Consider the following 14368-nt stretch of genomic DNA (forward strand, 5'->3'; position numbering starts at 1 on the left):
AAGAATTGATGTTGCCTCGTGAAACCGGTCGTTTAAGCACGCGTTAATTGGTCGATCCTACGATCGAGCCACCATCCACTTGAAAGCCGAAGCGCGCGAGATCGGTTTACCCAGGAAGTTCACGCATGATGGCCGCGTCCCGCCAACCGCTCGTGGTTCTCCTCGCCGGAGACGAATTGACCCGCTCCATCACCACGAGCTGCCTGGAGATGTCGGGCTACGAGGTGCTCGGCGCGCGCACGGCCGGCGAGGTCGAGAGCCTGCTCCTCGCCCAGACCACCGCGCGCCGCGTCGACGTGCTGGTGACCGATGCCGACGTGCGCGACACGGTGGACGGCCTTTCGCTCGCCGGCGTAGCCCGCTGTCTCGACCCGGCCGTGGGGGTCGTCTACACCGCCCGTTCGCTGCGCCAGCTCGACGCCGAGGCCCTGGAACCGGGATCGCTGCGCCTGCGCACGCCGTATCACGGGCACCAGCTCGTCGCCCTGGTCGCCGAGCTCCTGGCCTCGGCCGTCGACCGGACCGATTACGACCGCGCGGCGGCCTGATTCGCCGGGATCGGGTCCCGCCGTCCAGGACCGACGGCACAAATTCGGGATACGCGGCCCCGACCCCGCAGTGTATCAGGCGAGGCGCCGCCCCCCGGCCGACGTCCCGCCCGCATCGTCGACGTGCGGTGGCGCGGTTCCTGCGCGGGTGTCGGTCCCACCCGGAACGCGAGACCCGATGATCAGCGCCTTCGACCTCTTCAAGATCGGGATCGGCCCGTCGAGCTCGCACACCGTCGGCCCGATGGTGGCCGCCCACCGCTTCCGTACCCGGACCGCGGGGCTGCCCGGGCTCGCCCGCATTCAGGCGGAGATCTTCGGCTCCCTGGCCTGGACGGGGCGCGGGCACGGCACCGACACGGCGATCTTCCTCGGGCTCCTCGGCCACGACCCTCGCACGGTCGACCCGGACGGGGTGGCCGGCCTCGTCGCGACGCTCGGCGCGGAGAAGCGATTGGCTCCCGCGGGCCCGGCCTTCGACCCGGCCGAAGACCTTGCGTTCAACTTCACCGACGTGCTGCCCTTGCACACGAACGGTCTGCGCTTTCGCGCCCTCGATGCCGCCGGCGCGATCCTCGACAGCGAGATCTACTACTCCGTCGGCGGCGGCTTCGTGGTGACGGAGGCGGAGGCGCAGGGCGCATCGGGGGCGGAGGCGGATTGCCCCCTGCCCTATGCCAGTGCCGCCGGCCTCCTCGCGCTCTGTGTCGCCGAGGGCCTCTCCATCGCCGAGGTGCAGTTCGCCAACGAGTGCGGCACCCGCGCCCCGGAGGCGGTGGAGGCCGGGCTCGATGCCCTCCGCGACGCGATGTTCGCCTGCATCGACCGGGGGCTACGCCAGGACGGGGAGCTGCCCGGCGGCCTCAAGGTCCGCCGGCGCGCCAAGCGGCTGCACGACGACCTCACCGCCGGGCGCCTGCGCAATGCGCGCGCCGCCCACGAGATCGTGGATTGGATCAGCCTCTACGCGCTGGCGGTGAACGAGGAGAACGCGGCGGGCGGACGGGTGGTGACGGCGCCCACCAACGGCGCGGCCGGAATCGTGCCGGCCGTCCTGCGCTACGCCCGGGACTTCTGCCCCGACTGGTCGGAGGCCCGCGCCCGGGAGTTCCTGCTCACCGCCGCGGCGGTGGGCGGCCTGATCAAGACCCGCGCGTCGATCTCGGGGGCCGAGGTCGGCTGCCAGGGGGAGGTCGGCTCAGCGGCCGCGATGGCGGCGGCGGGGCTCGCGGCCTTCCTCGGCGGCAGCCCGGCCCAGGTGGAGAATGCCGCCGAGATCGCGATGGAGCATCATCTCGGCATGACCTGCGACCCCATCGGCGGGCTGGTGCAGATCCCCTGCATCGAGCGCAACGCCTTCGGGGCCAACAAGGCGGTGGTGGCGGCGTCCCTGGCCCTGCGCGGCGACGGCATTCACCGCGTCACCCTCGACGAGGTCATCGAGACCATGCGCCAGACCGGCCACGACATGCAGGCGAAGTACAAGGAGACTTCCCTCGGTGGCCTCGCGGTGAACGTCGCGGCCTGTTGAGGCCCACCGCTCAAAAGGAACGAACTGGTTTCCTAATGGCGCCAGACCGGCGCGGGCCTTCGCGCGGGTCTTGGCACGGGTCTCCGACTCATTGCCGAGCTTCCATGGTGCATGACCGAACGCAAGCTTGAGCGCGGCCAGCGTTCGCGGGTCCAAGCCGGCTGCTCTCTGAAAATTATGGAACGCCGTGGTTCCGATCCGGTTGTAACGCCCGAGGGGTCTACCGGACGGCGGAAGCGGCCAGCGCGTGCGGCCCGCGTTCGATCCGTCCTGCCAAGACGCGGGACAATGCCACCATGACCTTCGCCACCATGACCTTCGCCACCATGACCTTCACCACCATGACCTTCACCACCATGACCTTCGCATCGCCGACGATCGGAACCGCCGGCCCCGGGCCGGATCGCGCCCCGGCGCTCATCCGCGACGCGGCCCCGTCCTGAGCGCGCCGCACGCGGCCGCCTCCGGGCGCGCGCGCCCGACCGCTGCGTCGGCGCCGCCACGCGTTCGGTGGGCTCGATTGCCACGATGTCCTCGACCTGATTTTCTGACCGGAGACCCGCCATGCGGACCCTGACGCTCGCCCTGATTCTCGGAGCCTTCACCCTCGCCACGCCCGTCGCCGCCCAGGACCTGACGGGTTCCGGTCAGACGCCGCGCCCCACCCTGCTCATGCACGGGCATTATTGCGGCCCCGGCAACGACGGCATGGATGTGGCCCCGATCGACGCCCTCGACGCCGCCTGCCGCAAGCACTACGCCTGTACCCCCGACGGAGGCCTGCCCTCCTGCGGCTGCAACCGCGCCCTCAAGCGCGATGCCGGACGGGTCGCGGCGAGCCCGCGCGAGCCGCAGGACCTGCGCGCCGTCGCCGGTCTCGTGGCGGGAGCGACCGACCTGATGCTCTGCAGCGACGACGTCGCCGGGCTGCGGCCCTGAGGCCGAACTCGCTCCGCGCCGGCGCGCGGAGCGAGGCGGGGTCCGCTAGCGGCCGTCGATGCGCTCGCCGAGCAGCGCGATGGCGCGCTGGTAGACCGACGCGGCGTTCCAGCCCTGGATGGCCGCGAAGTTCGGCTCGCCCGGCTGGTAGCCGGCGCCCGCGCGCCAGCCATGGCCCTTGAGGAAGTTCGCTGTGGAGTTGAGGGCGTTGGCGCTGCTGTCGAGGCTGCCGCCGACACCGTAGTTCAGGACGTTCTTGGGCAGGAACTGGGTGTGGCCGACCTCGCCGTGGGCCGCGCCCCGGGTGCTCGCGGTCAGGACGCCGCGATCCACCAGGGTGAGGGCAGCGTAGAGCTGATCGGTGAAGTAGGCCGAGCGGCGGCAATCGTACGCGAGGGTCGCGACCGCCGAGAGCGTGTTCACGTTGCCCTTCACCGCACCGAAGCCCGTCTCCATGCCCCAGATCGCCAGGAGCGGGCCGGGCGGCACGCCGTAGCGCTGCTCGATCGAATCGAACAGGGCGGCGTTCTGCGCCTTCAGGGCGCGGCCGCGCGACACGATGGTGGTGCCGCCGCGCTTGGCCAGGAACTGATCGAGGGAGAGCTTGAAGCTCTTCTGGCCGCGATCGGCCGAGATGGTCGCCGTCGAGTAGGACGTGCCCATCAGGGCGGCGAGGCTCGCGGCACTGGCCCGGCCGCGCGCCTCCTCGGCGAATTCCCGCTTCCAGGCTTCGAAGCCGGCCGCGCTGTTGCCGCACTGCGCCGCGTTCGCCCCGCCCGTCGCACAGACGAGCGCCGCGAAGGCCGCCGCGATCCACGGCGCCCGATACCCACGTCCGATCATGTCAAAACTCCCTGGCCGCGCGGCGCCGCCCCGGGGCCGCACGGATCGATGGTGACCCCTTGCGCGGAGCAAGGCGGCAAACGTGGTCGGGAGTCGAGCCACATTGCGGCAATTTTGCTTGCGAACCGGGCCTCGGACATCACTTCCCCGCGTTTGGTTACGCAGAGATGTCCGAATGCACCGCCGGGTCGTCGCGTCGCCCTCGCCGCCGCGACGGCCCGGACCGTGCAGTTCAGCCCAAGACGAACGTCGAACTGTCCCGGGCCGCATCGATCATGTTCCGCTTCAAGACACGCCGTCCTGGTTCGAACCGGCGTCCGCCCCTGTCGCTGGTGCTGGTTCTCTGCGCGACGGCCCTGCTCCTGTGGTGGCCGATCTTGGCACTCAGCGAGACGGCGGTCTGGTTCTGGTGAGGCGTCCGCACCGTCAGGGGTCGTCGGCGCGGACGCGCAGATAGGCGCCGAGCAGGTAGCCGGCCTGCAGGGCGCTGAGATGGGCGAGGAGTACGAGCCCGCCGACGGCGGAGGCGTCGCCCCGGGCGATCCACACCACGACGGAGAGGACGACCACGAGACCGGACAATCCGACGGCCGTCATGACCCGGCTGTAGAAGCCGACCGCGATCGCGCTCACGAACAGAAGCAGCGCGATCAGCATCGGCCGCCTCGCAAGCGATCACGCCGGTTCCGGCAACGCATGGTGGTCCTCCCTCGCCGCATCCTCAACGCGCAGCGTCGGTTTCGCAACGGTCGGTTGATGCCGCTGCCGGGCCAGCGCGCGCCGATCACGTGAAGGTCCGCGGAGGGCGACGCGTCGCGAGGGGCCGCTTTCGCCTTCGGGTCGGCGACGCTAGGCTCCCGACGGAACGAGGGAGGGAGACGACCCGCATGTGGTGCTGCCAGCGACGCTCTGGGGTTCTGCTCGGGCCTGCCGCCGCGCGCTCGGTCATGGCCGCCCTGTTCCTGCTTCCGGGCGCGGGCCGTACCGCGTTGGCCGAGACCGCGGCCCCCGCCGCGGGTGCCGCATCCGGGGGCGGGGCGCAACCCCTCGCCTTCGAGCGGTGCACCGGGGCGATCGCCGCCGAGGCGGAGGCGCGCGGCGTTCCCGCGCGGGTGGCGGACGGCTTGCGCGCCCTCTCGCCGGATGCCGCGGTGGCCGCTGCGCCGCAGGGCCAGGCGGAATTCGTGACACCGATCTGGTCCTATCTCGATGCCAACCTCACGGAGACGCGGATCGCCGAGGGGCGCCGCAAGCTGGCGGAGTGGTCCGCGACCTTCGACGCCATCGAGGCCCGATACGGCGTTGACCGCTTCATCCTGGCGGCTTTCTGGGGGGTCGAATCCACCTACGGCAGCGTCCTTGAGGATCCCGGGATCGTCCGCCCCGTCCTGCGCGCCCTGGCGACCCTGGCCTGCACCGAGACGGCGCGAGCGCCCTACTGGCGCGCGGAGCTGATCGCTGCCCTGGAGATCCAGGCTCAGGACAAGGGCCCCCCCGGGCCGCTCACCGGGTCCTGGGCCGGGGCCATGGGCCACACCCAGTTCATGCCCACCGTCTACCAGGCCTACGCGGTGGATTTCGACGGGGACGGCCGGCGCGACATCTGGACCTCGGTGCCGGATGCCCTCGCCTCCACGGCCAACTACCTGGTGGCGATGGGCTGGCGCTCCGGGGCGCGCTGGGGCAGCGAGGCGCGGCTGCCGGAGGGGTTCGACCTCGCGCTGGCCGACGAGACCACGGAGCGGAGCATCGCCGCCTGGCGCGAACGCGGCGTGATCCCGGTCCAGCCGCTGGCGGAAGAGGGCGGCCCGGCGACGCTGGTCCTGCCGGCGGGCGCGGGCGGGCCCGCCTTCCTGCTCCAGCCCAACTTCCGGATCATCCTGCGCTACAACACCGCCCTCGCCTACGCGCTCAGCGTGGCGCACCTGTCCGACCGCCTGCGCGGTGAGCCGGCCTTCACCCGGGACTGGCCGCGTGACACGGTGATGCCGAGTGCCGGGGACGTCCGGGCACTGCAGCTGCGCCTGGCCGAGCGCGGGTTTCCGGCCGGTAGCGCCGACGGCAAGATCGGCCCCCGGACGCGGGCGGCGATCCGGGCCTTCCAAGCCGCCAACGGCCTGCCACCCGACGGCTACGCCGACGCTCCCCTGCGGGAGCGGATCCTGGCCTCCCCGTGACCCGGACCGGATTTAGCGGTGGTCGTGCCGGAGGGGCCGCGATAGAGCAGCCCCCAGGAACCGAGACCGCGCGGCGGCGAGACGGAGGGGCGTGAGAGGGAATGAGTCGATCCGCGGCCATGCCCGTTGCGCCCGAGCGAACGCCACCCAGGACCATCGTCACCTACTGGGAAGGGCCGGTGACCTGGCTCGAACGGCTCAGCGCGGCCTCGATCGTCGCGGCGGGGCACCCGCTCCACATCTACGCGCATGATGTCGCCGCCCTGCGCGCGCAGGGCCTGCCCGGCACGGTAATCGATGCCCGCGAGGGGATCGGGCCGAACTTCATGGCGGATCTCTATCGCAGCCGCGGGGTCCTCGCCTTCTACGCCGACTACCTGCGGCTGAGCCTGATCCGCGACGGCAAGGGCATCTGGTCGGACCTCGACTGCGTCTTCCAGCGCCCCCTCGAAACGCCCGCCGGCGCGGCCGCGTACGTCTTCGGCTGGCTCAACGCGAGCCGCCTCAACAACGCGATCCTGTCGGCTCCCCCGGAATCCGAGCTCGTCACCCGCTACTGGGACGCGATCTCGACGGTGCCGATCCGAGCGCCCTGGGCGACCGGACACATCCGGGTCAAGCGCCGCCTCGAACTGCTGATCGGCAAGCGCATCCCGTTCCACCCGGAGCGCCTGGCGATCGGCCCGCGCGCCCTCACCTACTTCGTGCGCAAGCTCCGCCTGGAGGGCCATGCCCAGGCGCGGGAGGTGTTCTATCCCCTCGGCGACGACGACGCCCACCTCCTGGCAGAGGCGGACGACCGGGCGGCCCGCGCGCTCATCGGGCCCGAGACGGTCTCGGTGCATGCCTGGCGCGGCAAGCTCTGGTCGATCGGCCGGGACGCTCCCCCGCCGCCCGCCTCCTGGCTCGGCCAGCAGGCCCGGAGCCTCGGCCTCTGACCGGCCGGACACGCGATCCCTGGAGATGTCGATGCGTCGGGTCCTGTTCATCTGCGCGACGCCGGTGGCCTTCGGCCTCGACACGCCGCCCGAGATCGGCCTCGGCGGGATCGAGAGCACGAACATCGCCCTGTCCCGCGCCCTGGCCCGACGGGGCTGGGCGGTGACCCTGGCCACGCGCCGGAGCGGGACGGTCGAGCGGGACGGGGTCCGCAACATCCCGCTCGGCGAGGCGGCGGGCTGCGAGGCCGACGCGGTGGTCACCAGCAACGATCCCCGCCCGCTCCGGGCCCATCCGGGCCGGCGCGGCATCGTCTGGGTCCACAATCCGCTGAACGTCGAGAAGTCCGTGCGGAAGGGCTACCTCCTGCCTTTCCTGTCCCTGCGGCCCGAGGCCGTCTTCGTCGGCACCCTCGCGGCGCGGATCATGTCGCCGCTCTACCCCTTCCGGCGCCGGCACGTCGTCCCGCACGGCGTCTCGCCCGTGTTCCTGACGCCCGAGCCGACGCGGGGCCGGAGCCGGGACTTCGTCTACGCCTCCCAGCCCCAGCGCGGCCTGGACCGGATGCTGCGGCTCTGGCGCGGCGCCGCACCCTTGATCGCCTCGGGCGCGAAGCTCCACGTCTTCGGATCCGAACAGCCCGACTCGCCCGACGATCGCGGACCGGTGGTGTTCCATCCTCGCCGTGGGGCCGCCGCCCTGGCGGCGTTCTACGGCACTGCGCGGGCCATGGTCTGCCCCGGCTCCCCCGACGAGACCTTCTGCCTCGCCGCGGCAGAGGCCCAGGCCATGGGGCTACCGGTGGTGACCGCCGGCATCGGCGCCCTCGCCGAGCGGGTGCAGCACGGCGTGAACGGCTGGATCGCCGGGACGGATGCGGCCTTCGCCGAGGCCATCGTGAGCCTCGCCACCCAGGACGACCTCTGGTCGGAGCTCAGCGCCGGGGCGCTCCTGCAGCGCCGAGCCCTGACCTGGGAGCGGGCGGCAATCCTCTGGGAGGCGATCCTCCGGGGGCCGTCCCGCGAGGGCGCCTGACGCCCCGACCGGGTGACAGATCCGGGTCGGCGACACGCCTCCGCTCCGCCGCGACTGGACGCCTCCCCGCCGGGCGCGAATACTGTGTTCAAGAACCGATCATCAAGAGCCGGTCGCCAAGGCCGGACGACATCGGGAGGAAAGCATGAGGCTTCGGCTTGGTCTGGCCGCGCTCACGGTCGCGTGGGCGACTGTGTCGTATGCGGATCCACTGACCTTCCAGGTCGATCCGGCCTGGCCGAAACCGCTGCCCAACCAGTGGATCATGGGGCAGGCCTCGGGCGTCGCCGTCGACGGGCAGGACAACATCTGGGTGGTGCAGCGCCCGCGCACCCTCACCGACGACGAGAAGGCCGCGAGCCTGTCGCCGCCGCGTACCAAGTGCTGCCGTCCCGCGCCCCCCGTGCTGGTGTTCGACCAGGCCGGCACCCTGATCCGAAGCTGGGGCGGTCCCGGCGAGGGCTACGACTGGCCGCAGAACGAGCACGGCATCCACATCGATCACAAGGGCTTCGTCTGGCTCGCCGGAAACGGCGACACCGACGGGCAGATCCTCAAGTTCACGGCCGAGGGCAAGTTCGTCCTGCAGATCGGCAAGCAGGGCCCGCAGACCAACAGCCTCGACACCACCCGGCTCGGCAAGCCGGCCGCGATGCAGGTCGATCCCGAAACCAACGAGCTCTACGTCGCCGACGGCTACTTCAACCACCGGGTCATCGTGTTCGATGCCGAGACGGGGGCGTTCAAGCGGATGTGGGGTGCCTACGGCAAGCCGCCCACGGACGAGACCCTGCCGGCCTACGACCCGGCGGCGGCCCCGGCCCAGCAGTTCCGCAATCCCGTCCACTGCGTGCAGATTGCCCGCGACGGTCTTGTCTACGTCTGCGACCGCACCAACGACCGGGTCCAGGTCTTCCGCCGCGACGGCACCTTCGTGAAGGAGTTCTTCGTCGAGAAGAACACCCGGGCCAACGGCTCCGTCTGGGAGCTGGTGCTCTGGCCCGACGCCGAGCAGAGCTATCTCCTCAACGCGGACGGGGCCAACAACGAGGTCCGCACCCTGAGCCGCGAGACCGGCGAGGTGCTCGGCGCCTTCGGCCGCAACGGCCGGATGGCGGGCGACTTCCACTGGGTCCACAACCTCGCGGTGGACAGCCACGGCAACGTCTTCACCACCGAGGTCGACACCGGCAAGCGTGCCCAGAAGTTCCTGTTCCGGGGCGACATGATCCTGCGCAAGCGCGCCGCGCTGCCCTGATCCCTCACACCGTCCCCTCGGCCGGGCCGGGCCCGCGCGCCAACGCCGCCCAGAGGCGCTCGGCCGGCGGGCTCTGGCGGGCTCGAGCCCGGTAGAGCCGGATCTCGATGGCGACGTCCCGCTCCGCCGGCGCCGCCCGTACCAGGGTGCCGCGGGCGAGGTCGTCGGCCACCAGGCTCATCGGCGCCCAGGCGAGACCCCGGCCCGCCCGGGCCATGGCCACCAGCACCGAGGCGAGATGCGAGGTGAAGCTCGGGCTGAGCCGTGCGCCGCTCTCCTCGACCGCCCGGGTGGCGGCGAGGATGCGCCCGATCCCGGATTCACCGCTGAAGCTCAGGAGGGGAACCGGGGTGTCCGAGGGCGCCGACAGGGAGAACAGCGGCGCCGTTCCTCCGGCCTCCGGCGCGCTCACGGGCAGCAGCCGGTCCGCGCCGACCGGCAGGTTGTGGAACTGATCCGACATCAGGAAGCTCGCTGCCGCCGGGTGGTGGTGGCAGAGCAGGAACTGCGCCTCGCCGCGCAGCATCACCTGCTCGCAGGCGGCCATGTGTGCCGCCGTCAGATGGACGGTGGCACTGAACGATTCGCGCGCCTCGAGGGCCTGCAGCCAGCGCGGGAAGAAGGTCAGCGACAGGGCCTGGGTCGAGGCGAAGCGCAGGGTCTCGGCGGCGGCGCGTCCGGCCTCGCGGGCGGCCTCGCGTCCCTGGTAGAGCCGGCGCAGGGTCTCCTCCGCCACCGGGCGGAAGCGGATGCCCGCGGGGGTCAGGGTCACGGGCTGGCTCTCGCGGTCGAAGAGCGGGCCGCCGACCCAGTCTTCCAGGGCCCGGACCCGGCGGCTGAAGGCCGGCTGGGTGATGCCGCGCTGCTCGGCGGCCCGGGAGAAGTGGCCGCCGTCGACCAGGGCCAGGAAATCCTCCAGCCAGGCGGAGTCCATCGCGTCGGTGCTCTCGAGAGGTCTGGGATCGTCGAGGGTGGCAGATTGCGAGCGGGCCGCCCCAGGGTCAACCGGCCGGGGAGCCCGGCATCACCCGATGCCGCATCGGCATTGGCCTCGCAGGGTCGGATCGGGTTCAGTCCCGCTTGAGCCCAAGTCCCACGCCCAAGTCCCACGCCCAAGTCCCACGCCCAAGTCCCGCCTGAGCCAGAGAGCCGATCGATGCAGGCCCGCACCCTCTACGACAAGCTGGTGGACGCTCACACCGTGCGCCGCCTCGACGCGGCCGAGGGCCCCGGGGCCAGCGTCTTGCTCTACGTCGATCGCACCGTGCTCAACGAGTACACCAGCCCGCAGGCCTTCAGCGGCCTGCGCGCCGCCGGGCGTCGGGTCTGGCGACCGGAGGCCGCCCTGGCGGTGGTCGATCACGTCAATCCCACGGCGGCCCAGCGCGTCGCCGCCATGCCCGATCCGGGCGGAGCGCGGCAGGTCGCGTATTTCGACGAGAACTGCCGGGATTTCGGGATCGAACTCCTCGACGTGCTGCACCCCCTCCAGGGCATCGAGCACGTGGTCGCCCCCGAGCAAGGCTTCGTCCTGCCGGGCATGATCGTGGCGGCAGGCGACAGCCACACCACCACCTACGGGGCGCTGGGCGCCCTCGGCTTCGGCATCGGCACCTCGGACATCGAGCACTACCTCGCCACCCAAACCCTGGTGTACCGGCGGATGAAGACCCTGCGGGTCACGGTCTCGGGCGCCCTGGCGCCGGGCGTCACCGCCAAGGACGTGGTCATGGCCCTGATCCGCCGGATCGGCGCCGACGGGGCGACGGGCTACGCCGTCGAGTTCGCCGGCCCCGCCGTCGCAGCCCTGTCCGTCGAGGGGCGCATGACGATCTGCAACATGGCCGTCGAGTGTGGCGCCCGCGGCGTCGTCATGGCCCCCGATCAGACCGTGCTGGACTACTTGGTGGACAAGCCCCGCGCGCCGAAGGGCGCCCTCTGGGAGGCCGCCGCGGCCCATTGGCGGACCCTGCGCAGCGACGACGGGGCCGTGTTCGACCGCGAGGTCGCCCTCGACGCGTCCGCGATCGAGCCGATGGTCACCTGGGGGACCAGCCCGGACCAGGCCGGCCCGGTCAACGGCTGTGTGCCCGATCCGGCGGCCGAGCCCGATCCGGCCCGGCGGCGGGACATGGTCCGGGCATTGGCCTACATGGACCTGGTGCCGGGCACGCCCCTCGCGGCCATCCCGATCCAGCGCGCCTTCATCGGCTCCTGCACCAACGCCCGGCTCTCCGACCTGCGTGAGGCCGCCGCCCTCGTGCGCGGCCGGCGGGTCGCACACGGGGTCCAGGCCATGGTGGTTCCAGGCTCCTCCAGCGTGCGCCGGGCCGCCGAGGCCGAGGGGCTCGACCGGGTCTTCCGCGATGCCGGGTTCGAGTGGCGCCAATCCGGCTGCTCGATGTGCCTGGCCATGAACGACGACGTGCTGGCGCCGGGCGAGCGCTGCGCCTCCAGCACCAACCGCAACTTCGAGGGCCGCCAGGGCGCGGGCGGGCGCACCCACCTGATGAGCCCCGCCATGGTGGCAGCCGCGGCCATCGCGGGCCACCTCACCGACAGCCGCCGCCTCGCGCCGGAGACCTGACCATGCAGCCGTTCACGATCGTCGCGGGTCCGGCCGCCGGCCTGCCCGGAGCCAACATCGATACCGACGTCATCATGCCCAAGCAGTTCCTGAAGGGGATCGACCGCGCCGGCCTGGGCGCGGCCACCTTCCACGACCTGCGCTACGTCGGCCCCGGCCAGCCGCGCCCGGACTTCGTCCTCAACCGACCCGCCTGGCAGGGGGCGTGCATCCTCGTGGTCGGCCCGAATTTCGGCTGCGGCTCGTCGCGCGAGCATGCGGTCTGGGGCCTGCTCCAGGGTGGCATCCGCGCGGTCATCGGCACCAGCTTCGCCGGCATCTTCGCCGACAACGCCGCCAATAACGGTCTGCTGCTGATCGAGCTTTCGCCCGAGCCTGTCGCGGACCTGGCGGCCCTGGCGGCCGACCCCGTCCGCAATCGCATGACGATCGACCTGCCGGCCCAGACCATCGCCACCGCGGACGGCGCGGTGCAGCGCTTCGACATCCCGGCCCGGCGCAAGGATCACCTCGTCCGGGGCCTCGACGCGATCGGGGCCACCCTCGACCACGCGGAGGCGATCCGGGCGTTCCAGGTTCGGCACCTCGCGGCCCAGCCCTGGCTCGCCTGAGCCGGGCGACGACCGCTCAATACACCCGCGTGACCCAGCCGTGGGGATCGGGGGCGTTGCCGCGCTGGATGTCCACGAGGGCCGAGCGCAGGCGCTTCGTCACCGGCCCGGCGACGTTGTCCGAGACCGAGAACTCCCCGTCGGCGCTGCGCACGGTCCCGACCGGCGTGATGACCGCGGCGGTGCCGCAGGCGAAGACCTCGCGCAGGCGTCCGCTGGCGGCGTCCGCCTTCCAGTCGTCGATGGAATAGGGCCGCTCGGCGACCGAGATGCCGTCCGCCCGGGCCAGGGTCAGGATCGAGTCGCGGGTGATGCCCGACAGGATGGTGTCGCTCAGGGGCGGGGTGACCATCGAGCCGTCGTCGAAGACGAAGAAGATGTTCATGCCACCGAGTTCCTCGACCCAGCGGCGTTCGACCGCGTCGAGGAAGACCACCTGGGCGCAGCCATGCTCCACGGCCGCCGCCTGGGCGCGCAGGCTGGCGGCGTAGTTGCCGCCGCACTTGGCCGCACCGGTGCCGCCGGGCGCCGCGCGGGTCTGGTCCCGCGAAACCCAGACCGTCACGGTCTCGGAACCGCCCTTGAAGTAGGCGCCCACTGCCGAGGCGATGACGAGGTAGAGGTATTCGGAGGACGGCTTGACCCCGAGGAACACCTCGCTGGCGATCATGAAGGGGCGCAGGTACAGGCTGCCGCCCTCGCTCGACGGAATCCAGTCGCGGTCGGCGCTGACGAGCTGCTTGACCGATTCGACGAAGGCGGCGTCGGGGAGCGGCGGCATGGCCAGGCGCTCGGCCGAGCGACGGAAGCGCAGGGCGTTGGCCTCCGGCCGGAACAGGGCGGCACCGCCATCGGCCGTGCGGTAGGCCTTCAGCCCCTCGAAGATCTCCTGGGCGTAGTGCAGCACCGCAGCCGCCGGATCGAGGGCGATCGGCGCGCGCGCCTCGACGCGGGCATCGTGCCAGCCGCGTCCCTCGACGTAGCGGATCGTCACCATGTGGTCGGTGAACACCCGCCCGAAGCCGGGATCGACGAGGAGCTCGGCCCGGCGCTCCGGTGAGACGGGCGAGGCATGCGGCTGCGTGGTGAAGGAGAGGTCGTCGGGGGCGCTCATCGTCAGTCCTTACTTACGTCTCGTCGGATCAATCAAGGGCCGGTGCAGCGCCCGCCACGGCGCGGGCCGCCGGGCGCATCCGGACGACGAGACGTGGGCTGGTGTCCTGATACGACGATGTCCGCTTGCGATCAAACGGCTTGCATCCTAATAATACGCAAACGAAAAGAGAACCGGATCATCCACCGGTCGGTGTCACAGGAGCCTGGTGCGTGTCGCCTCCAAAACCGTCCGCGGAGCCGGCGCCGGTCAATCCGCCGCCCTCCCGCAGCCTGGACCAGCTCCGCCTCGCCTACACGCACACCCTGCTGCTGACGGGGCGCCACTGGCGCCGCGCCGCCAACGCCGTGATGGAGGCGCACGGCCTCTCGGATGCAACCGCCGTGCCGCTGATCATGATCGCCCGTCTCGACGGTGCGCCGCGGCAGAACGCCCTGGCCGAGGCCGTCGGCATCGAGGGACCGTCGTTGGTGCGTCTCCTCGACCAGCTCTGCGAAGCCGGCCTCGCGGTCCGCCGCGAAGATCCCACGGACCGCCGGGCCAAGGTGCTCAGCCTGACGCCGGCCGGCACGGCCGTGGTCGCCCATATGGAGGCCGATCTCGCCCGCCTGCGCGCCGAAGTCTTCGCCGAGGTCAGCACCGCCGACCTGGAAGCGAGCCTGCGCGTCTTCGCGGTTCTGCAGGCCTCCGCGACCCGCTGACGGACGTGCAACCGCTGCGGGCGTTCGTTCCCCGGCCGGGCTGCTGCCGAACGCCGCGTCCCCGATGACTTGAACGGACGCCGCC

Annotated in this window: 16 protein-coding genes; 12 read left to right on the forward strand and 4 right to left on the reverse strand. The window is 71.8% G+C overall.

Annotation, left to right across the window (positions count from 1 at the left end; genetic code table 11):
• Positions 1 to 125: 125 nt before the first annotated feature.
• From ASF58_RS23210 to ASF58_RS23220, 4 genes are all read left to right on the forward strand, one after another.
• Positions 126 to 548, forward strand: a complete 423-nt coding sequence (locus ASF58_RS23210) for a hypothetical protein (protein ID WP_055958330.1) — start codon at positions 126 to 128, stop codon at positions 546 to 548.
• Positions 549 to 726: 178 nt separating this feature from the next.
• Positions 727 to 2079, forward strand: coding sequence for an L-serine ammonia-lyase (locus ASF58_RS23215; protein WP_055958333.1), 1353 nt, complete (start codon positions 727 to 729; stop codon positions 2077 to 2079).
• 296 nt (positions 2080 to 2375) lie between these two features.
• A complete protein-coding gene (locus tag ASF58_RS26335) occupies positions 2376 to 2522 on the forward strand; it encodes a hypothetical protein (RefSeq protein ID WP_156375852.1) in 147 nt (48 codons plus the stop codon).
• 121 nt (positions 2523 to 2643) lie between these two features.
• A complete protein-coding gene (locus ASF58_RS23220; protein ID WP_055958336.1) occupies positions 2644 to 3018 on the forward strand; it encodes a hypothetical protein in 375 nt (124 codons plus the stop codon).
• Positions 3019 to 3063: 45 nt separating this feature from the next.
• On the opposite strand, the gene ASF58_RS23225 is transcribed toward ASF58_RS23220, so the two are convergent.
• A complete protein-coding gene (locus tag ASF58_RS23225; RefSeq protein WP_055958339.1) occupies positions 3064 to 3861 on the reverse strand; it encodes a lytic transglycosylase domain-containing protein in 798 nt (265 codons plus the stop codon).
• A gap of 275 nt (positions 3862 to 4136) precedes the next feature.
• Between ASF58_RS23225 and ASF58_RS26340 the strand changes: the two genes are divergently transcribed.
• Positions 4137 to 4274, forward strand: a complete 138-nt coding sequence (locus ASF58_RS26340; protein ID WP_156375853.1) for a hypothetical protein — start codon at positions 4137 to 4139, stop codon at positions 4272 to 4274.
• 13 nt (positions 4275 to 4287) lie between these two features.
• On the opposite strand, the gene ASF58_RS23235 is transcribed toward ASF58_RS26340, so the two are convergent.
• The gene (locus tag ASF58_RS23235; protein ID WP_055958346.1) at positions 4288 to 4518 is read right to left on the reverse strand and encodes a hypothetical protein; all 231 of its coding nucleotides are present in this window, start codon (positions 4516 to 4518) and stop codon (positions 4288 to 4290) included.
• Positions 4519 to 4808: 290 nt separating this feature from the next.
• Here ASF58_RS23235 and ASF58_RS23240 point away from each other — a divergent pair, with 290 nt between their 5' ends.
• From ASF58_RS23240 to ASF58_RS23255, 4 genes are all read left to right on the forward strand, one after another.
• Positions 4809 to 6038: a lytic murein transglycosylase gene (locus ASF58_RS23240; RefSeq protein WP_082513289.1), complete on the forward strand. Its 1230-nt coding sequence runs from the start codon at positions 4809 to 4811 to the stop codon at positions 6036 to 6038.
• A 119-nt stretch (positions 6039 to 6157) separates the two neighbouring features.
• Positions 6158 to 6976: a hypothetical protein gene (locus ASF58_RS26585; RefSeq protein ID WP_210166884.1), complete on the forward strand. Its 819-nt coding sequence runs from the start codon at positions 6158 to 6160 to the stop codon at positions 6974 to 6976.
• 31 nt (positions 6977 to 7007) lie between these two features.
• The gene (locus ASF58_RS23250) at positions 7008 to 8012 is read left to right on the forward strand and encodes a glycosyltransferase family 4 protein (protein WP_146056459.1); all 1005 of its coding nucleotides are present in this window, start codon (positions 7008 to 7010) and stop codon (positions 8010 to 8012) included.
• A 145-nt stretch (positions 8013 to 8157) separates the two neighbouring features.
• On the forward strand, positions 8158 to 9270 hold the full coding sequence (locus ASF58_RS23255; protein WP_055958359.1) for a hypothetical protein: 1113 nt from the start codon (positions 8158 to 8160) through the stop codon (positions 9268 to 9270).
• Positions 9271 to 9274: 4 nt separating this feature from the next.
• Here the strand turns inward: ASF58_RS23255 and ASF58_RS23260 are convergent, their stop codons facing one another.
• The gene (locus ASF58_RS23260; RefSeq protein WP_055958362.1) at positions 9275 to 10204 is read right to left on the reverse strand and encodes a LysR family transcriptional regulator; all 930 of its coding nucleotides are present in this window, start codon (positions 10202 to 10204) and stop codon (positions 9275 to 9277) included.
• A 222-nt stretch (positions 10205 to 10426) separates the two neighbouring features.
• Here ASF58_RS23260 and leuC point away from each other — a divergent pair, with 222 nt between their 5' ends.
• Both leuC and leuD read left to right on the forward strand, forming a co-directional pair.
• Positions 10427 to 11857, forward strand: coding sequence for a 3-isopropylmalate dehydratase large subunit (gene leuC / locus ASF58_RS23265; protein WP_055958364.1), 1431 nt, complete (start codon positions 10427 to 10429; stop codon positions 11855 to 11857).
• 2 nt (positions 11858 to 11859) lie between these two features.
• Entirely contained in the window at positions 11860 to 12468 is a 609-nt protein-coding gene (gene leuD, locus ASF58_RS23270) for a 3-isopropylmalate dehydratase small subunit (protein WP_055958367.1), read from the forward strand.
• A gap of 16 nt (positions 12469 to 12484) precedes the next feature.
• Here the strand turns inward: leuD and ASF58_RS23275 are convergent, their stop codons facing one another.
• The gene (locus tag ASF58_RS23275) at positions 12485 to 13582 is read right to left on the reverse strand and encodes a branched-chain amino acid aminotransferase (RefSeq protein WP_055958370.1); all 1098 of its coding nucleotides are present in this window, start codon (positions 13580 to 13582) and stop codon (positions 12485 to 12487) included.
• A gap of 212 nt (positions 13583 to 13794) precedes the next feature.
• Here ASF58_RS23275 and ASF58_RS23280 point away from each other — a divergent pair, with 212 nt between their 5' ends.
• Entirely contained in the window at positions 13795 to 14283 is a 489-nt protein-coding gene (locus ASF58_RS23280) for a MarR family transcriptional regulator (protein WP_244477462.1), read from the forward strand.
• Positions 14284 to 14368: the final 85 nt, after the last annotated feature.

The sequence above is a fragment of the Methylobacterium sp. Leaf125 genome (assembly GCF_001423085.1).
In the GTDB taxonomy this organism is placed as follows: Bacteria; Pseudomonadota; Alphaproteobacteria; order Rhizobiales; family Beijerinckiaceae; genus Methylobacterium.